Origin of the sequence: Caballeronia zhejiangensis (genome assembly GCF_000698575.1) — a bacterium.
GTDB lineage: Bacteria > Pseudomonadota > Gammaproteobacteria > Burkholderiales > Burkholderiaceae > Caballeronia > Caballeronia zhejiangensis.
The window spans coordinates 118,170-135,978 of the sequence record NZ_JFHD01000018.1; the positions used below are offsets into that span (position 1 = coordinate 118,170).

Sequence of the window (17,809 nt, forward strand, 5' to 3'; positions counted from 1 at the left end):
TCCCCTGAGTTCGTCGTCCCGCGACGATTCGTGCGAGGGCCGGCGACGCGTCAAGGAATCAAGCGCGGGGTGGGTGCGGGATGGAGCGATAGCGACTGACACGGCCCCGCGCGCCTTGACGCGGCAAAGGCCTGAGCTAAGGTCGCGGGAACTGGACGGCGAACCAGGGGAACGGTGGGTGTCGGCAGCAGCAGCTCACGCACGAGGCAGGACGCCGCGCGGCGAGCGCCCTCTCGCGTAGCAAGCGATAGCGCCGCGGAGCGACACTTCGTCGGGTTGAAGATCCGCGCAAGCGATAGCGCGCCGGAGTTCGTGGGGAAACCGGGCCGCTTGCGGTCCGGCTGGACAGCGTTCGCGCGGTGCGAAGCGCCGTCGTCGGCCGCCACGACGACAGAGTTTGGCGGCCGCGGGTGGTATTCAGGACCTGCGTCTATCGCGCACCCACTTCGAGCGAACCAACACGATCTTCCCATCGGCGGGCGATTGCTTCGGCTCCCGGGGCGCCCGAGAGCTCAGCCTCGAACCGTCTCAAGCGAAACATGCGATATGCCAACAGCGGGCTGCCCGCGTCAAGATGTCCTGCGCGCTCGAGGTGGTCGTACACTGCGCCGACCGCGTGATGCAGCGACGTAAGTGCGCCCCGCATATGGAGTTCGGCGAGCAGCGCCGGCGTCGCAACGGCGCGCAACTGGGATGCAGGACCTATTTCAGGCGTTGCCGACGTCCCGGCCGCGTCGACGAGCTGCGAGGCGTGGGGAAATTTGATACGCATATCCGGATACTCGGCAAGCGCGACGGCCGCCGGCAGTGCGCGATCGGACATGAACTCGGGCGCGTCGCCTGACCGTGCGTACAGGGCGTTGTTGACCTCGCGCTTGTGGGCCTGCATGAGACCGGCGATCCCGATGGCGTCGACGAAGCGCAGGCTTGCGCCGTGGAAGAACACCTCGGCAGCCCGGCCGTGATTCGTCAATGGTTCGATCCGCGCAAGTTCGCAAAATTGAAAGAACGACAGTTGTTGCGGCTGCAGCTTCATCCGTGGCTTTTTCATGGCGTGATTGAAGGTAACAAAAGAAGTTAGCGCCAGTGGCGCACGAGTGGGGTGACCCGCCACCATTGGCCGTCCAGGCTCGTCGCTATCGCCAGCTGGACACGGCACGCACCGAAGCGCACCATATTTCCACCGTGGCGTACGAATCTCAGACCTACCAACGCCTCAGTGGTATATCGCTTGCGAAGCGTCGCGTAGATCTTCGGCTGTCTGCGCTTTTTCACATCGCCCTCCCCTTACGCGGCCAGTTGCTGCGTCGTACCGACCGCTTCACTGATGCCGGCTTTCGCCATGAGCAGTGAAAATACCCTTGCGGCATGCCCTGCAGCGGTGAAGATTGCATTGCGATCTCGCTTCAGGACACGCAACCATGAATCGAGATACGACGCGTGATACTCCAGTTGCCCCTGATCGAGCCCGATACGGGCAAGGCAGAATGCAGCGCCCAGTTCGGCCACCAGTTCCTCGAATGCATACGCTTCGTCGCCAAAGCGCGCGCCGAACTCGCGAGCGAGCCGCGAAGGATGGCCGGTCCAGTGGCTCAGTTCGTGAAGCGCAACGTGGTAGAAGTTGGCGGCCGTCTTGAAGCGCGTCCTCTGCGGCAGAAAGCATTCGTCGGTGCTCGCCCGGTAGAACGCCCGGTCCCCTGTCTCCCTGACGCACGCCCCGGATCTCGAAATGATTTGCTCGGCTGCGTCGATCGGATCAAACGGGTCGTACACGGCAGCAGGCGCTATGCCGTCGATTTCCTCTACGTTAAAGACAGTGAAGCCCGTCGGCGCGGGAAAAAACTCGACCTCGCCCGTCTCCTGGTCAACGCGCTCGACCTGATTGAAGCGCACGAGCGGACATCCCTTGGCGCCGCGACGTACCTGTGCTCCGATCGCCTGCGCCTGCTTATACGTCATCCACTCGTTTCGCTGAAAGCCGCGATCATGCGCCTCGAGCCAGAGCAGCAGCACGTTCGCCCCGCTGTATGGCGTCTTCGTACCATAGTTGACCGGCAGGCCTCCAGCGGCATTGCGCGCCCAGAGATTTGCCGGAGACATTCGGCCGTCTTCTATCGCCTTGACGATGCGGTCCGTCACTTCCTGCTTGATGTCGCGTTTCACTTTGACGCTTTTCATGGCGGGTCTCCATAGTCACGCAATGCGCTGAAGCTGCGAACCCGACATCGCCACCAGCCGAACCGCCGCGCCAGTCGATGTGGTTACCTGAAACACACACAGGTCGCCCGCGTCGATCAGTTCATTGATCGCTTCGCGAACGTCGAAAAAGTGCCGTCCACGCTCAGTCGGGGTCATGAGCGCTTCGAGCGCGAAGATCAACTCGCCCTGACGCATGACGGGTATATCCGCGAGCATCAGGCGGGTAGCTTCCTTAATCGTTGTCTTGGCCCGTTGTGACGGGTTCTGCGCGCGATTCGGCGCTTCGATGGCAATGACGGCTGCTGTCATGAAAGGCTCCTTGAAGTGAGTGCTGACCGGAACCCTAGATTCGGAGTCCCGGCGTAAAAGTTGTTCTGCCGAGTTGGCGGGCTGCGCTTCGCAGCTGCCGCCGTTCCCCTGAGTTCGTCGTCCCGCGACGATTCGTGCGAGGGCTGGCGACGCGTCAAGGGATCAAGCGCGGGGTGGGTGCGGGATGGAGCGCAGCGACTGACACGGCCCCGCGCGCCTTGACGCGGCAAAGGCCTGAGCTAAGGTCGCGGGAACTGGACGGCGAACCAGGGGAACGGTAGGTGTCGGCAGCAGCAGCTCACGCACGAGGCAGGACGCCGCGCGGCGAGCGCCCTCTCGCGTAGCAAGCGATAGCGCCGCGGAGCGACATTTCGTCGGTGTGGAAACGCAGGACGAAGACCTGCGTGCTGCCGGGAAACCGGCGTGCGGCGTGGGGGACTGGCTGGCCAGTCCGCCGGACGACGGCTGACTGGCGTGCCACCGACCTATCCTGGATCGGCGTGTACATCAGAAGAGGGAGTTGCCGGGCTTGATGTCCCGCAGGCCAACCCAGGTTCGCGCGCGGTCGATGTCTTTCGCGTCAAGCATCAGTACGCACGCGGTCGGCCCAGCAGGACCGTGGAACAGTTGCTCGATGACCGCAGGCCTCGCCGGCAGGTCCGGACGGCTGGCGTAGACCACGTCTACCGACTGGTCGACGTTGAAGCCACCAAGTGATCGGTAAAGCGGCGTGCCGTTCTGATGCTGGCCAACCACATCTTGCGCCGGCGGGCACGCACGTAGGAATTCGCCCAGCTGCTGCCGCTGGTAGCCGATGCCACCCGATGTCTCGGTTACGGAGGCCTGCGCCGTGATGCATCCGCGTTCGACGAGCCGCGGAACTGCCGCGCGCATCACGCGGCGATACTCGGCGCCGCCGGCGAGCAGTACCTTGGTGATGCCTTGTGGCGACTGCGCTGGCAGGAAGTCGTCAAGATGGCGCAACATGTGGTCTGCACGTTCCGATGTCAGGCGCTGTTCGTACGGCTCGATAACCGCGTCCGAACGAATGAAGCCGTGAAGGGCCGAAAGGATCACAACATGAGGATGAGCGTCTCTGCGCACGTTCGCGCGAAACGTGCCATACATCACACCCTGATAGAGATCGAGTGCCCGCGCTGCATACGGCAGCTTCGTTGCGGAACACGCCAGGATCACGAGGTCTTGAGTAGCACTGGTCATGATAGCTTCCTTCTTTTTGGTAATCCGCCGCCGCGCGCCCAACGGTCAGGCCGCAAGGTCAAAGTCGATTGACATCTGCGCGCCCGACGTCGTCGCCTTGTGCGACCACGCTGCGCGCGCGCTTTCCGGCATATCGCCGTACCTGACAGCACGGCCTAACAGCGACTCGATGTCATAGTTGAGGTTGAGGCCCATACGGTCCTTGAAATCGGTCCGGCGCGCGATCTCGTCGTGCTCGCGTTGCTGGCCGTGTGAAAGGCTGAGCACGCCATAGTTGAGATACCAGCGATATCCGGCTGTGATGCCGCCCGGGAAGAAGCCGCGATCGTGCATTTCCAGCAGACGATCAAGCTCGAACTCAAGGATCAGCTCGGCGGATTCTTCGTCCACCTCCAGGCGCTGTCCGGTAGGCACCTTCCACGTACTGCGCCCGTCGCTGAAGTGCAGGATCTCCGGCGCACACGGCGAATCTGCCGTCAGTGACTCGTAAAGGGCATCGCGGAAACCGGTCCACTGGTCGGCGTTGTCATCCCAGTCCTTTCCGACGTGCAGAAACATGGGTTCGGGCATGCCCTTAGGGGGAAGCGGCTCGACATCCGGTACGTCGTAACTCACGCCGTGCAGGTAGATGTCGCGGTAGTCCGCCCAGATCGCGAACGGCACGGCAAGGCCCTGCAACGACTGCATCGCGTCGACGGCGATCATCGTGCTGAGTGGCAACGTCTGAAACTTCGGCTTCGTGCCGGCGCTCGATGCACGGCGCTGCTCGTCGCGGTCAATCGTCATCATGTAGCGAACCAGTTCCCGAACAGTTGCAGCATTAAAGGTATCGGGTTCAATGCACACGAAGCCCTCGTGAATCGTGCGGCCGACCCAGTTGCGACGCGACCAGTCGTAACGGATCGCCCTGATGAACTTGTTGAGGCGGTTCAGTCCGCGCGCGTACGCGTACCGTTCTTCGTCGAAGAAGATCATCTCCTCGAGCGAACGATCCTCGGCCTGCTGGCACACCCAGCAGCCCGTACGCGCGTCACACTGTCCACGTCGCTTACGCTTGCCAGCGGTGGCCTCTTCGAACGTCAGCTCGGAGACAATCGCGCAACTACTGTTGCCGGCGTGCGCGTAAACGCGGGTAGTCTCCTGAAAGTCTGTGTAGGCGGTGCGCAGGCCGGATGTCACTTCACCGATCCATTCCCAAACGTCTTCGGTGCTCCAGTCGGCGATCGGGCAGAGCGTCAGCTCGCCGTCGGCATTGCGCGCAGGCGTATCCGCGCGATCGCCGCGTGCTTGCATTCCGGCCTTGCGCTTGTCGCTTTCCGCGAAGCGGCTTCCGAGACACACGACCGGCTCGGCATAGCCCTGCGACGCCGCCGAGCGATATAGCTGGTTGCGAAACACGCGCGACGGTTCGATCTTCAGCGATACTGAGCAATCGGAATTTGTCCCGGCATAGCTGGGCAAGGCGCGACCGCTGAGGATCGCGACCTGCCACGATGCGGAGAGCGACGGCATGACCGTCTGCGCGTGGACCTGAAAACCATGAGTGCGTCCATAGTCGCGCATCTTCTCCAGTTCAAGCTGAGCGAGCGCGACCATCTCTGGCGACTCAACGCGCGTGTCTACGGTCACTACGCAGACCATAGGCGCTCCACCATCTGCAGCATGTTGCCGAGCCGCTTCCAGCGTCAATGCGGCGACGACGCTACTGTCCTTCCCAGCGCTGAACTGACACACAACCATGCGTTGCTCATTGAACAGTTTGCGCAGCGCGGTCAACGCCCGGTGCACGCGCTGATCGAGCGTCGGACGCACTTCATGGAGGGTGAACATTTCAATCGTCTGCTTCTGCATGGCTCTTGCTCCATCCGCGTGAATATCGTCCGCCGGGCCCCTAGATTCCGAGTCCCGGCGTAGGGTTGTTCTGCCGAGTTGGCGGGCTGCGCTTCGCAGCTGCCGCCGTTCCCCTGAGTTCGTCGTCCCGCGACGATTCGTGCGAGGGCCGGCGACGCGTCAAGGGATCAAGCGCGGAGTGGGTGCGGGATGGAGCGCAGCGACTGACACGGCCCCGCGCGCCTTGACGCGGCAAAGGCCTGAGCTAAGGTCGCGGGAACTGGACGGCGAACCAGGGGAACGGTAGGTGTCGGCAGCAGCAGCTCACGTACGAGGCAGGACGCCGCGCGGCGAGCGCCCTCTCGCGTAGCAAGCGATAGCGCCGCGGAGCGACATTTCGTCGGTGTGGAAACGCAGGACGAAGACCTGCGTGCTGCCGGGAAACCGGCGTGCGGCGTGGGGGACTGGCTGGCCAGTCCGCCGGACGACGGCTGGATCGGAACAGGAGATCTCGCGTCAGCAGCGCGCACCACCTGGGCTGGATAGCGTGCGCAGTGCAGCTCACTGGTCAGCCAGGCCGGTCGGAAGCGAGTTGAGTACCTGACGGCGAGCGGTTCAGATCCGCGCTGTGGACGCTCCCGTGCGCCCTGTCCCGAGGCCAACGATAGGCGCGAGAAGGACAGGAAGCGACGCAGCAGCAGGACCGCGACAACGTCCGCGAATGGGGCAAGGCAGCGTAAGGAACATGCGTGCGTGAGCAACGCCCAGGCCGCGGAGTATACTGACAGTGCGTCGAACGCACCACGCGTCTCGCGGCGCGTGGTGTAATTATGATCACTTACTGCACTGAGTATTATTAAACAACGGTTGCGTAGCGCGCGGCTTTTGCGGTTTAATATCTCTGCCCTGCTCCTCAGGGCACCAACCAAGTTGTTTTCCTCCCGAAAAGGCAGTCGAAGGCCCGCGCAAGCGGGCTTTTGGCTTTTTGGACCGGCGTCGACCAGCAGCTCGACGTCCAGGCTCAGGCGGCCCAAGGCCATCCCGCGAAATACCATCTGGCCAGAACAGCGTCGGATTGCTTCCGAGCGCGGAATTGCGGAGGCTCCGTAGCGCCGCTCGGAGACTCGAGCGATCCCCTACCCCTACCGGGCTGCCGGCAGGCGGTTAGGCGGCCCATACGCAAGCCAGCATCGCTGTCTTCCGCCGAGGGACCCCCCCTTCTCTGCCAGCTCGGTGTAGACGCTGATAAACCAACCGACCATCACGGCAGATGGCGAGCACACGAGCGCGTTGATTTACGGGGTGGTGTAACCGCCCCGTAAATCTTTTATCGCGCACTTAGGGGTGCAGCGTGCCGTAGGCGCGGTGCAGCCCTTAGTGCCTGCCGCGCGGTGTCTTTAGCGGTCAGCTGGTTTGGTTGTGTTGTCATCTGTGCCCCGAAGGGGCCACGATATGCTTCTTGGGGGGTGGGGCCGGGTGGGTGGGGCCGGCTTTAGCCGGCGAACCCGGCCGCGGGGGCTCTTGAGCCCCCCCTCACTGAGGGTGGGGCCTTTCCCATTCGCAGTTAAAACCAAAGTTAAAAAAAATCGTTAACCGCGCGCGCGTTTACGGTTTCCGAGCGCCTTGTCCCGTAACGATCTGCGCCCGATCACGTGGCCTGATAGACGCCCGAGCGGTGGTGCGATCGACACCTCGGTGGTGGTCCGATAGACACATCGGGTGGTCTGATAGACGCCGGCGCACCCAAGTTATCCACAAAATGCCCGCCGGTGGCGCAAAGACGCGCGCTAGACCCATGAAAAAGCAGGGCTTTGGGTCTATGCCTTTTGAATGAATTCCGCCCCAAGGCTTTCCCCGCAAGCGTTTGCTATCTCAGATGAAGTGCGCGATAGACGCGAGAGACGGTGGCCCGATAGACACATCGGACGGACCGGAATATCGCTTGGCGGTGGTCTGATAGACGTTCGTGCGCGGTGGTCCGATGGACGCGGCGTTCCGTGCCATTGGTCGTGGTTTTGTTGCGGTTTCTCACTCCGATCGACCAATCGGCAGTGGCGCGATAGACGTTCGTTTTGCAAGCCTGCGGCTGTTGAATCGCCCGGCGGGCGGGCGGCGAATTAACAGCCCCGACAGATGTCCCGCGGCAGATCAAGCGGTGCTCGCTACTCTGAGCGCCGCGCGGCACGATAAGTGTAATTGTTGTCGATCCAGTGCTTGGCCCATTCGATTCCGCGGTCGTGCGCCTGCCATCGATATACGCGGTTCCCAAGGTCGACAAACACAAATCTTTCCCCGTTGTCTCGCCTAATCACGGCACATGACTGAAATAGCCTATGTTGCGCGAGAATCACCGGGGCGGCGTCTATCGTCCAGCCTTGATAGCTGGCAATGCGGGGAGTTCTCTTCATGTCTAGCCTCACCGAAGGGGCTACGCAGATTTGCAGACGCCGGACGTCCTCTGTCAGCAGAACGGCCGGCGCCCTGCTCAACAGCATAGTCCAAAGCGAATCGGTGGGGAGTGCCGGACAGCAAAAAAGGAAAGCATCGGTGCCGACGGGATACCGGCGGGGTGCCTTCGCTCAACGCTACTCAATGTCGTTGTAACGCTTGTCCTTCCAGGTGCCGCTCACGACCTGATTCCAGTCGTCGTTGGCCAGCTGCCCGACTCTCATCGCCCAGCCTGCGTAGCGGCCGTACTCAGCTGGCTCTGGAGCGGTCCATTCCCAGGTGTTTGTCGTGACGTGGACGCCGAGGCGATTCGTGGCCTCGCGGCGATCGTCGTGGCCCGTGTGGATCAGGGGGAAGTCATCGGGCAGGTCAGCAAGGGCTGCGCGCAGCTCGCCGACCGTCCGCGCGTAAGTGCTCTGCCAGTAGCGACCCGCCAGCTCGCGTTCAGGCGACATGGGCCGGGGCACGCCAAAGAAGCGGTAGATATCCCGGTATTCGAACGTGCAGAACTCGACGTGCCCGGGCAGCTTGACCCGCGATTCCGCAGGCTGGATGTTGAAAGCGTTGAGGGCTTTGTCTGCCTGGATCAGGGCGGCCGCAGACTGATATTCGCCGCGGTAGACGGCGGTCACCAGGTACGGCAGGTCTTGGCCGCCGACTTCGTGGTCATCGTCCGTGTCGTGGATCTCAACCAGCTGAAGCGGTGACGAGTTCATACACTTTCCAATGGTCGGAGGTCATCCCGTGTTACGCGGGAAGCAGCGGGTATTGAGCCTCGCCGTGCGCCGCCGAATCCCAGCGGCGGAGCGCGTAATACCACTTCTGCTGTTTCTTCGATAGCAGCTCACGATGAATGCTGGCGACCAGTTGCTCGTCCTGCCGGCGGTTGTCGCGATCGCAACGGAAGAAGACCACCATTGCTTTGTCGTCGTCGAGCGCAATGTGAAACTCCGGAAGCGTATCCGCCTTGATGGCTTCAACCAGATCGCGCCGAAAATACTTCAGGGCCTGTGCGGAGCCAGATTTTGCGTGCAGCTTGTCGAGGCCGATCTTGAACCAGAGCTTGTCACCGCAGTGTTTTTTCGCGAGATCATATAGCCGGCGCTCAAGCCCCTGCCCCAGTCCAAAGTAACCGGGGTGAATCGTTAGCACGCGGCGATTCAGCAGCGAGTCGAAGGTCCATTCAGACAGGATCAGTTCAACCTCGAGTGCACCCTGCTTGTTCGCGGTGTACGAAATCACCTTGTATTCCTCGATGAGCCCGTATCCTTGCAGCGTCTCGTGAATGCCCTCTTCGTTTGCGCCCTGTCTCGCCGTGTCGAAATTCGTTTCGACGATCGTCCCCTTGAGGCGGCGACAGCTGTCGATGATGCGGGTGTAGGATGCGCCGCCTGTGCTGCGGCGCGTATAGTTCAAGAAATCGCGGACCTTGAAGCGGATGCGACGCGAAACGCGCTTGTTCGCATCGGCCGCCTTGCAGATCAACGTGGCGGCGTACACAAGAAGGTCCTTGTCGAAGATGTTCGCTGCACCGACGACGCTAGGGATGATGCGGACGATCTGATCGCCGTTGCGATAGATCCGCACACGTGTGTCTTTCCCCTTCTGCAGTGAAAAGAGAGGGAATTCGAGGGAGTGAAGGTCCTCACGCGGCTTCCAGGAGTCCGGAAGTTGTTCGCCCGAAAAGAGCTCTAGCTGCTCGTGGTCGACGTCTCCCTCGTCGAGCGGTTCCGCATCCTGAACAGCTGGAGGCGTATCACGCGTCAGGACGATGTTGACATCATGGAGCGGCGCTTTGGCCATTCTGCCGCGCCCCGGTACTGCTGGCCCTCGCAGTGAGTAACTGCGGTCTTGTTCGACTGTACTCATTCTCTCCTGCTAACCCCGTTTTTCTACTCCAGCTTGCTAACTTGCGCCCCCAAAGTCTTTATTAGGGCCGCAATAGCCGACTGGACTTTCTTCGTGTCTTTAGAACGTCGAGCTTTGAAAAAAAACTCTTCAAGCGGTTCAATGGCTGTGCTCGGCACCTCGAAGCCGTGCTTCAGCCACAGTACGACGTCCTCCTGCACGTTCGAGCCTAACAATGCCTGGTAGTAGCGCGTCACGAGCTGGTTGACCCGCTGCCGCGTCACGTTAAATTCCTTCGCGACTTCGACTGCGGCTCGCCCATCCACAATGACAGCGCGGGCAATGTCACGACTCTGCTCGGAGAAGGATCGTGTGCCGTACTCGCTTGCCTGCTCGCGCATGGCGGAGTCAAGTGCTGAAAAATTTTTTGCCGTTAGACGGAAAGTTGCCAAGGTTGCTATCCAGAAAGGTTGACAGGCAACGTTTAGAAGCCTGCCAGCCCCGTCCCGTTGCGTTACAGCGTCCAGTCGCCTGGCGCCAGAGGATGAATTTCGCGGTCGGTATCGTACCTGAAGTCATCTGGCAAAACGCCGGTCTTGCGGGTCGGATGCAGCCTGTTCAGCAGCTCGAGTGGTCCCCTCGAATTTAATTCAGCACTGAACCTGTTCAATATTCTACTCGCGGTTTCTGATTCCATGCCAACCAAAGCTGAGGCCGCGATGTCGACGAAGGCAACCCAGAGACGCCACTCGCGGTCCTCGGCCCCTACTCCGGCGGCCGTGAGATCGGCCTGCAGCGATCTCACCCGCTCAATCGAGCCGGTTCCAGTTTCGTAGATTTCCTCTACTCGCCATACAACACTTTTCTTGGGATCGGCGCTCGATGCCCTTTCATGCTTGACACGCGAGGGAGTATTCGTGCGCGGCGCCGAATCATTCCCGCGGTCCTCCGCCCCTGTGCTTGACGACGCGGGACGCAACGACGCGGCGCCCGTCATATCGGCGGCTGCAGCTGCATGCGGCTCCCTGACACTGACTGGGTCCACGTCTCGCGCAATCGTCGGGGGCGCGTCATCTTCGCGCTCGGCTCCGACCTGAGACGTTAGCTGCTGAGCATTCGGCGTGTCGGACGGTACAGCTGCTTGTTGCCTCAGCGCGTTCAATCGAGCGTCGAGCGTGAGCCGGCCGATCTTGCGTCCGACTCTCAATTCAGCGCGGATCTCCGCTGCCAGCTCGGCCGCGGCGTCGGTGCTGATTTCCTCGATGTCCGCCATCTTGTTTGCGGCCTCGATGTCGTCGAACTGGTTGGCATCGAACAATTCGCGCGTGATCGGGCCGTATTTCTGGAAGCGCAGATGCTTCGAAATCCATGAGGCGCTGCGCTGCTTGCCGTTGGGTGCTGTCCAGATTCGGCTGGCCTCTTCACGACCAAATCGCTCAACGTCTGCCGCGAGGCCAATGGACGTTTCTTTCAGTGACAGCCCTTTTCGATCAACATTCTCCGATACCTGATACATGCGGATCTTGAGATCAGGTGTATCGGCCGGAAAGATCTTGGCAGGAATTTCCGTCCAGCCATTCTGCGTACTGCCGCGCACGCGACGCTCGCCGGCAATCAATTCGAACCCGTCAGCGCCTTTGATTTCACGCACGAGTATGGGCGTGTGTACGTGGCCAACGACTTGCAAGCGAACTGCAAAATCGGCGATGTCGGAAAAGTCATGTCGCACTTGCGGTTTGACCCGTATTTTCGCGATCTGGATTGTCTTCGTGAAGGCGCCGGTTTCCTTCTCGATTTCTGCAGCGCGTGCGCTTGCCGTTGCGGCGCGCGTTAGCATCGACAGTGATGAGAGCTTTCCACCATTTGGGTGCATGCGTAACCTCTATTGCTGTTTGTTTTTTACAGGCCGACTTTCTCGAAGATTGAGTCGCAGAGTGCGCGCATTTCTTTTGCGGCTCGTCTGTCGCTGTCTCCTCGTTGATGCTTCCACACGGGGTGGAAACTAGTCAGGCGAACGCCTGCTCGGTCCTGTAGTTCCGCCTCGAGTACCGCACCCTCGAAGGCATTGCGCACTGTGGTCCGCATTGATAGGTCATCGGCACGCCGCGGGTTTACTTTATTCAGGAGCACGCCGAGTAATTCGAGTTCGGGATTCCATTCTCTACGGACAAGGTCGACCTTCAGTGAGGTCTCAAGCAGCCCGTCCATGCTATCGATGTTGAGATCTGTCGGCATCAACATGTACTGCGAGCAGATCAATCCGCCGACCACAAGATTGCTCATGGTGGGTGGCGTATCGATCACGCATAGGTCGTAATCGCGGCTCATTCGCTGCAAGCTGTTGCGCGCAGTGAATGCACTGTCGAGCGGCCATGTCAGAACGTCCGCGAGTTCTGGCGTTGCACCAATTAGCCAGACATTCGGAATAATTGGCATCGGGCGCGATGCAACCTCGTCCTGATAAAGCAGATGCGCACTAGCCTGAGGGTCGATCTCTGGCAGGCCCATATGCTGCCAACTGAGCGCAACGGTGCCTGTAGGTGCTTGCGATTGCGCGACCAATTGTTGGAAGAGCAGTGATTTGCTCAGGTTTCCCTGGGGATCGAGATCGACTGCGAGCGTGCGCAAGCCGCGGTCGATCGCTGAATAGATCAGGTGTCTGGCGGTAGTGGTCTTTCCGACCCCGCCTTTTCCGTTGCAGATTCCGATTATCTTCATTGTTTGGCCTCAAGCGAGCACGAGGCAGTCAACTGGCTGAAACACGCGGCCCAGCGTGTGAAACACTGCCAGCCAGTTTGCAGCGTAAAGGTTAACACGTGCGGCCCGCGCATCGCTCTGGGGACTCGCGAGGCTGTAGTGACAGCCTTCCTGAAAGCTCGTGACGCGCGCCGTCCCGCTCGCAATATCCACGTCGAAACAGATCCACGACTGTGCTTCACCTCGCGCGTTCGTTTGGTCATGCGCGATTTCCACCTCAAGATGTCCGTCTTCCGCCGCGTCGATAGTGCAATGGACTGCCATATCTCCCGGGATTCTCGACGGGGCAAAGTGGGTTCTGCTTTCCTTCCCGCCCAGGTTTGGGATGAGATCGGAAAGAAGAGCAAAGAGTCGGGACTGCACAGCGTTCTTCATGGAAATTCTCCAATTCTTGTTGGTGATTGCCGGTTACCCACCCCGCCGGCTGCGATGTGTTTTGATCATATTATTAGATATGTTGACGGTCAAGGGACAAGGACAAACATTGTTATCGACGCCTGGCCTGGACGGCTTGGGTTCGGTAGAATTGGCGCGGCCCGAGGGTGCCAAACAGGTCAGCGCACATCCCGGATTGAATGCGTCACGCGCGATCGATGCGCGGCGCGTAAGTTAATCAGTCTCAATGGTGATTAAATTTCGCATGCGAAATTCTGCGATCAGCGGTGTCACGGGGGATCAGAAACGAATCGCTGCGTTGCTCGATATGGGCCTGTCGCGACCCGAGATCGCTGAACGGCTTGCGATGTCACCGGCTGTCGTTGGTCGACAGATTCCCGGCTCAGGGAGAAGGTGCGCTGCGGCACGTATGTGCCCCCGCCATTGCCGCTTGAGGCTGGAATGCACTTGGGGACACCCTCAGCATGATCCGCTTCGTTCTCTGCCTGCTCGGCCTGTTGTTCATTCAGGCTGGGGTGATGGGCCGCATGAATTCCACTTCAGCTGACGTCTTCACTAACTTTGGCGACGGCTTGCGACAAGCTGTGACCTTCGACACGAGTCTGATCAACCGCGCGAAAAACCTGGTGACGAACAACGCAGCCGGCTGATGCATCCCTGATGCCCCAGTAGGCGATGATAGTTCAAATAGGCCAAAATGGCCTATTCTCTCTTTGCAGGGAGCATTCGTCCATGCTCCCGCACAACACCCGCTCAATCACCGTCCATCATCCCCGATATGGCTTGCTACTCGCGCATCTGCGGGATCTTCGGCTCGCCTCGGGGCTCACCCAGGCCGAATTGGCGGAGCGCTTGAAAGTCGACCAGTCGCGCGTGTCCAAGATCGAGCGCGGGGAGCGCTATGTTGACACGCTCTTTTACCTCGACTGGTGTCGCGCGTGCGACGTCGACCCGTCGCTGGCAGTGGCGCAGCTCGCCGCAAAGGGTGCCTGAACGCGCACGGCTCGGCCTAGTGCGCTGACAAAGCGCGACGGCGGCTCTTCAGCACCTCGCGCATCTGCATCACGTGCGTCCTCGACGTGATCGCGTCGCTGCCCTCCTCGCTTCTTTGAGCGGCTTGTTCGCATGGAAGCCGACTGTCGGTCCGTGCGGGGGACTGGGTTGAGTGTCCTTTGAGTTGGATCTGGCCGGCCTTGATGCCGCGCGCGATGTCGAGCATCCAGCTGCCGACGACTGAACGCGGCCTCGATTCTTGCGGATACCGAACGAGGGCGTCCGTACCGCGTTCGCCGATCTCGATCAGCAGACCTGTGGCCGGATCGATGAAAACCTGACCGGCCGCGGCATCGAGGGTTTGCATCAGGTCTGCCCGCTCGTTGTCCGCATGGGTCTTTTTGTCGTTATCGGCTTGGCGTTGGCGTGCCTGGTACGAAAAGTCGAGTGGCCGGCGCAGCAGCGATCGAAGGTAGGCGATAGGTGCGACGGCCTTTTTGAGCGAGTTCCAGCAGCTCTCCACAACGTCCGATAGCCGCTTGCCGTTGTCTCTGGCTTCGGCCATCAGCTTGAAAACGAAAAATCTATTAAAGCCCAGCGAAGTGAGGCGTTCGAGGTCCTGAGGCAGGGCCCCTGGTTGTCTCTTTTGAAAAGAGGTTGGGTAAACATCTTTATATATAGAGCCGTCTGCCACCGTGGCAGACGGCTGCCCAAGCGCTTTTGCCGACTGCTCCTGATCGCTGGAACCGTCTGCTTGCTTGCTGGCGGCTACGGGCGTCGCGGGGGTAACAAATCCAAGCAACACGGCCGCTTTCTCCGTCAGATAGAGATAGGCGCGACCGTAGATGCCGTCGGCCTCGTACCGTTTCTGCGCAGAACGTCGGATGAGTCCCGCAGTCTCCAGATCGTCCAAGCTGCGGTAGAACGTCCGCATGGACTGCATGGCACGGCCTGTAAGGAGCTCGCGCCTCGCATAGATTGCAGCGTAAGGACGGGTCGAGAGAACGGTCCTGGCGAGCGCGGCGAGAACGGCACGCGCACGCGCGGGCAGGGCGTCGATGTGTGACGCGCGGAATGCGGCCCGGAACGTTATCCAGGTCAGATTCGTGGTGTCGCAGCCAAACTCCACCAATGCGGCAGAGTCGAGTGCGGAGATTGACAGGTTGGCTGAGTCGTGGTGTGTTTGACCCTCGCCAGCAACCAAGGGTTGCGCGATAGACATGTCCAGCGTCCATTTCAAAAATGGATTGATGGATGCTTGACTGTCGATCGCATTCCGCTACACTTCGTGGTGTTGATCCCTTGCCCGATTAGCCGTCGGGGAAGTGAGCGGTAGGGCGCGCGACAGCAAGCCCAAACTCAAAAGCCTTCGGTTCCGACGCCGAAGGCTTTTGTTTTTTCGGGACCTATTTCAAGGCGATTCTCCTGTTATGACGCTCCGTCAGAAGCGTTTCAGATGCGATTCCAACTTGGAAGTCTTTGAAAATAAAAGATTATTTCCCCGCGTCGGGCGATGATTCCGTTTGCGCTTTCGCAGCTCGTCGCTCCAACACTTCTTTAAGAGCCCCTTGCATCGCCTTGGCTTCTTCTTCCGACTGGAACTCTAATCGCACGACGTTTTTGGCCTGCCGTACATCGCAATACGTCGACCGGCCCGCTTTCACTTTGAACGCTGTCGGTATCGGGCGGGGCTTTTCCTTCGCCGGGTCCGTGCTGGCAAATTTCACGGCCTGCGTTTCATCAAACTGTTTGTCGGCCAAACGCTGAACCGCAGCGATAACCTGCGCGGATCTGCCGGTCCGAACAAGACGTGCCAAAGCTGTCCCTGACGTGGCGCCAAACAGCCCCGGCTTTTCATCCAGCATCGCTAGCACCTCGGCGGGCAGGTCGCTATACGCCATCAGTCGAGATATCGCCGCCTCGCCTACTCCAGCCTGCTCCGCCATCTTTGCTTGTGTAATACCCTCGAAGCGTTGCTGGATGTCCTTGAATCCCAGGTATTTTTCATAGTCCGTGAGATCTGACTGCAGCAAGTTAGCGTAGAACGCGCCCAAGCTTGCTTCTGTCTCGGTCGACTCACTGAGCACACAATCGATCTCTGTGCGGCCTAGTTCTCGGTAAGCGTCCGTGCGCCAATGCCCCGATACAAGCTCGAAACCGCCTTCTAGCCGCGGTCGAATCGCGACTGGCGTGATCAGGGCGTTGTGCCGTAGGTTCTCACGCAACTCCGCATAGGCTTCTGGCGACTTGAACCGCCGACGCCCCGGCACTTCGTGCAGGTCCGACAAAGGCACCTTCATGGCGCCGCCGTGACGCTTGGCCGCTTCAAGCTCTTCCTGCAGTTGCTGGATTCGCTCTTGGTAGCCTCGAGCCTCAAGCCGGAATGCGCTGAGTTGGGCAGGCATGGTGGCGCTGCGCGCCTGACTTTCCGACGGCCGTGCAGCCGCTGCCGATTCCGCCCGTTCCGCAACGCCTGCCGTCCGGCTTAACAACCGCTCCTTAAATTTACTCGGCATGCGCCCGCTCCTTCGAGGCTTGGGTAGCTAGAGCTCGGGTGGACCAGACGCTCTGCAGGTTGCTTTCGATCTCATCAACCATCGCGTCGAACGATTCAATCGCCCGGGCGTACGCACCTAGAGCTTGTACGTCGTAGATGGTTTTGAACTCGGCAGCGGCGTTTTTCACGACATCGGAGTCTTGGATCTCGGCACGACCCAGCAACTCCGGATACGTTTGTTGAATCCATGACCTGACGATGTCAGTGGCATCGACCCGGGGCTTCACTTTCGACAGAAAAATGTTGATGAAAGCGAACTCCTTTGCGACCGAGCGATCATCAGCTAGCGTTTTGAACAGATCAGCAAACTGTCTGAAGAAGGAAGCGCTAGATGCATAGTCGAGGGTTTCAGGGGGGAGGGGCACTATGAGACCATCGCTCGACATGAAGCAACTGGTCGCTAGGTACGCGAGACTGGGTGGAGTGTCGATGACGATCACGTCGTACTTCGCGCGGATCGGTCCCATAGCCCGCTCCAGAACCTGCCAGAACTGATAGTCTGGGTCTTTCGATTGACGGTTTGGCAGGTAAAAATCGGCGCCAAACAGGGCGGGGCATGCAGGGATTAGGTCAAGGTTGTCCCAGTAGCTCGGAATGATCGAGTAGGCGAGGTCGGACTGCTCCTCATATACCATAGGCATCACGGTCATTTCTTCCGTGACTTCGGGAGTGGGTACATAGCCCATCAGCGTCGTCGTGGAGGCCTGTGGATCAAGGTCGATCAGCAAGACCTTATGGCCGTGAAGCGTTAGCCCTTGCGCGATCGCCACGGCGCTAGTGGTTTTTCCGACTCCGCCTTTGAAATTGCCGACAGCTATGGCGATGCCCTGCGCGCCGTCCGGTCGCGCCTTGTATGGGCCCGCCAAGCGCACGAATTGCTGGGCTTCGGCGAGCGTGAATTCGCGGTTGCGGCCGTTGCCCGTTAGTGTGCCGGTGGGATACTCGCCCTTCTTGTTCCCTCGCGTGCAGAGGTATTGGATCTGAGTGCGCTCGATCTTGCAGAGCTTCGCCACGCGCGAAGCCGTGAGCATGGGCGCGACCTTGCGGGGCCACGGCTCAAGAAGGTCATCCCGAAGTTGCGCGAGCGTCGCTTCGGCCCGGTCAGCAATCGCGATCAGCTGGTCAATACCGATCGCCTTGCGAGGCGGTGACAGTTCTTTGATAGCCATGAGTTCCCTACCTTTTGGTGTTGTCATCGAAAATCGCCGAAATCATCCATCTTCGATGACTTGCGATTTCGGCGAATAATAG

16 protein-coding genes are annotated in these 17,809 nt (G+C 60.2%); 2 read left to right on the forward strand and 14 right to left on the reverse strand.

Annotation, left to right across the window (positions count from 1 at the left end):
• Positions 1 to 430: 430 nt before the first annotated feature.
• The 11 genes from BG60_RS21985 to BG60_RS22045 all read right to left on the reverse strand — a co-directional run bounded on the left by BG60_RS21985 (position 431) and on the right by BG60_RS22045 (position 12,987).
• Positions 431 to 1,036, reverse strand: a complete 606-nt coding sequence (locus tag BG60_RS21985) for a hypothetical protein (RefSeq protein WP_033536441.1) — start codon at positions 1,034 to 1,036, stop codon at positions 431 to 433.
• 251 nt (positions 1,037 to 1,287) lie between these two features.
• Positions 1,288 to 2,178 (reverse strand): ArdC family protein, encoded by an 891-nt coding sequence (locus BG60_RS21990; RefSeq protein WP_051996586.1) that lies wholly within the window; start codon positions 2,176 to 2,178, stop codon positions 1,288 to 1,290.
• Between the two features lie 15 nt (positions 2,179 to 2,193).
• Positions 2,194 to 2,508 (reverse strand): hypothetical protein, encoded by a 315-nt coding sequence (locus tag BG60_RS21995; RefSeq protein ID WP_033536442.1) that lies wholly within the window; start codon positions 2,506 to 2,508, stop codon positions 2,194 to 2,196.
• 507 nt (positions 2,509 to 3,015) lie between these two features.
• Positions 3,016 to 3,729 (reverse strand): DUF6884 domain-containing protein, encoded by a 714-nt coding sequence (locus BG60_RS39250; protein ID WP_174447745.1) that lies wholly within the window; start codon positions 3,727 to 3,729, stop codon positions 3,016 to 3,018.
• Between the two features lie 45 nt (positions 3,730 to 3,774).
• Positions 3,775 to 5,580, reverse strand: a complete 1,806-nt coding sequence (locus tag BG60_RS22010; RefSeq protein ID WP_034472869.1) for a phosphoadenosine phosphosulfate reductase domain-containing protein — start codon at positions 5,578 to 5,580, stop codon at positions 3,775 to 3,777.
• A 2,564-nt stretch (positions 5,581 to 8,144) separates the two neighbouring features.
• Positions 8,145 to 8,723 (reverse strand): hypothetical protein, encoded by a 579-nt coding sequence (locus BG60_RS22020; protein ID WP_033536825.1) that lies wholly within the window; start codon positions 8,721 to 8,723, stop codon positions 8,145 to 8,147.
• Between the two features lie 31 nt (positions 8,724 to 8,754).
• Positions 8,755 to 9,810 carry a replication initiator protein A gene (locus tag BG60_RS22025; RefSeq protein WP_233392144.1) on the reverse strand — a complete coding sequence of 352 codons (1,056 nt, stop codon included), beginning with the start codon at positions 9,808 to 9,810 and terminating at the stop codon, positions 8,755 to 8,757.
• An 89-nt stretch (positions 9,811 to 9,899) separates the two neighbouring features.
• The gene (locus BG60_RS22030; protein WP_033536824.1) at positions 9,900 to 10,307 is read right to left on the reverse strand and encodes a TrfB-related DNA-binding protein; all 408 of its coding nucleotides are present in this window, start codon (positions 10,305 to 10,307) and stop codon (positions 9,900 to 9,902) included.
• A gap of 62 nt (positions 10,308 to 10,369) precedes the next feature.
• Positions 10,370 to 11,728, reverse strand: a complete 1,359-nt coding sequence (locus BG60_RS22035; RefSeq protein WP_033536823.1) for a ParB/RepB/Spo0J family partition protein — start codon at positions 11,726 to 11,728, stop codon at positions 10,370 to 10,372.
• A gap of 26 nt (positions 11,729 to 11,754) precedes the next feature.
• Positions 11,755 to 12,573, reverse strand: a complete 819-nt coding sequence (locus tag BG60_RS22040; RefSeq protein WP_033536822.1) for a ParA family protein — start codon at positions 12,571 to 12,573, stop codon at positions 11,755 to 11,757.
• A 9-nt stretch (positions 12,574 to 12,582) separates the two neighbouring features.
• Positions 12,583 to 12,987 carry a hypothetical protein gene (locus BG60_RS22045; protein WP_034472871.1) on the reverse strand — a complete coding sequence of 135 codons (405 nt, stop codon included), beginning with the start codon at positions 12,985 to 12,987 and terminating at the stop codon, positions 12,583 to 12,585.
• Between the two features lie 485 nt (positions 12,988 to 13,472).
• Here BG60_RS22045 and BG60_RS22050 point away from each other — a divergent pair, with 485 nt between their 5' ends.
• Both BG60_RS22050 and BG60_RS22055 read left to right on the forward strand, forming a co-directional pair.
• Positions 13,473 to 13,658, forward strand: coding sequence for a hypothetical protein (locus tag BG60_RS22050; RefSeq protein WP_033536820.1), 186 nt, complete (start codon positions 13,473 to 13,475; stop codon positions 13,656 to 13,658).
• Positions 13,659 to 13,740: 82 nt separating this feature from the next.
• Positions 13,741 to 14,001, forward strand: coding sequence for a helix-turn-helix domain-containing protein (locus tag BG60_RS22055; RefSeq protein WP_033536819.1), 261 nt, complete (start codon positions 13,741 to 13,743; stop codon positions 13,999 to 14,001).
• A gap of 16 nt (positions 14,002 to 14,017) precedes the next feature.
• On the opposite strand, the gene BG60_RS22060 is transcribed toward BG60_RS22055, so the two are convergent.
• The 3 genes from BG60_RS22060 to BG60_RS22070 form a co-directional block, all read right to left on the reverse strand.
• Positions 14,018 to 15,223, reverse strand: coding sequence for a hypothetical protein (locus tag BG60_RS22060; protein ID WP_033536818.1), 1,206 nt, complete (start codon positions 15,221 to 15,223; stop codon positions 14,018 to 14,020).
• A gap of 271 nt (positions 15,224 to 15,494) precedes the next feature.
• Positions 15,495 to 16,517 carry a ParB/RepB/Spo0J family partition protein gene (locus BG60_RS22065; RefSeq protein ID WP_033536817.1) on the reverse strand — a complete coding sequence of 341 codons (1,023 nt, stop codon included), beginning with the start codon at positions 16,515 to 16,517 and terminating at the stop codon, positions 15,495 to 15,497.
• Positions 16,507 to 17,727, reverse strand: coding sequence for a ParA family protein (locus tag BG60_RS22070; RefSeq protein ID WP_033536816.1), 1,221 nt, complete (start codon positions 17,725 to 17,727; stop codon positions 16,507 to 16,509). Before BG60_RS22070 ends, BG60_RS22065 begins: the two co-directional genes overlap by 11 nt.
• Positions 17,728 to 17,809 lie beyond the last annotated feature (82 nt).

What these genes read in the sequence shown, in the direction of transcription:
- BG60_RS22045 (WP_034472871.1), bottom strand. Translation starts at nt 12,987, where the DNA reads ATGAAGAACGCTGTGCAGTCCCGACTCTTTGCTCTTCTTTCCGATCTC.
- BG60_RS22060 (WP_033536818.1), bottom strand. Translation starts at nt 15,223, where the DNA reads ATGTCTATCGCGCAACCCTTGGTTGCTGGCGAGGGTCAAACACACCAC.
- BG60_RS22025 (WP_233392144.1), bottom strand. Translation starts at nt 9,810, where the DNA reads ATGGCCAAAGCGCCGCTCCATGATGTCAACATCGTCCTGACGCGTGAT.
- BG60_RS22040 (WP_033536822.1), bottom strand. Translation starts at nt 12,573, where the DNA reads ATGAAGATAATCGGAATCTGCAACGGAAAAGGCGGGGTCGGAAAGACC.
- BG60_RS39250 (WP_174447745.1), bottom strand. Translation starts at nt 3,729, where the DNA reads ATGACCAGTGCTACTCAAGACCTCGTGATCCTGGCGTGTTCCGCAACG.
- BG60_RS21985 (WP_033536441.1), bottom strand. Translation starts at nt 1,036, where the DNA reads ATGAAGCTGCAGCCGCAACAACTGTCGTTCTTTCAATTTTGCGAACTT.
- BG60_RS21990 (WP_051996586.1), bottom strand. Translation starts at nt 2,178, where the DNA reads ATGAAAAGCGTCAAAGTGAAACGCGACATCAAGCAGGAAGTGACGGAC.
- BG60_RS22010 (WP_034472869.1), bottom strand. Translation starts at nt 5,580, where the DNA reads ATGCAGAAGCAGACGATTGAAATGTTCACCCTCCATGAAGTGCGTCCG.
- BG60_RS22070 (WP_033536816.1), bottom strand. Translation starts at nt 17,727, where the DNA reads ATGGCTATCAAAGAACTGTCACCGCCTCGCAAGGCGATCGGTATTGAC.
- BG60_RS22035 (WP_033536823.1), bottom strand. Translation starts at nt 11,728, where the DNA reads ATGCACCCAAATGGTGGAAAGCTCTCATCACTGTCGATGCTAACGCGC.
- BG60_RS22020 (WP_033536825.1), bottom strand. Translation starts at nt 8,723, where the DNA reads ATGAACTCGTCACCGCTTCAGCTGGTTGAGATCCACGACACGGACGAT.
- BG60_RS21995 (WP_033536442.1), bottom strand. Translation starts at nt 2,508, where the DNA reads ATGACAGCAGCCGTCATTGCCATCGAAGCGCCGAATCGCGCGCAGAAC.
- BG60_RS22055 (WP_033536819.1), top strand. Translation starts at nt 13,741, where the DNA reads ATGCTCCCGCACAACACCCGCTCAATCACCGTCCATCATCCCCGATAT.
- BG60_RS22065 (WP_033536817.1), bottom strand. Translation starts at nt 16,517, where the DNA reads ATGCCGAGTAAATTTAAGGAGCGGTTGTTAAGCCGGACGGCAGGCGTT.
- BG60_RS22050 (WP_033536820.1), top strand. Translation starts at nt 13,473, where the DNA reads ATGATCCGCTTCGTTCTCTGCCTGCTCGGCCTGTTGTTCATTCAGGCT.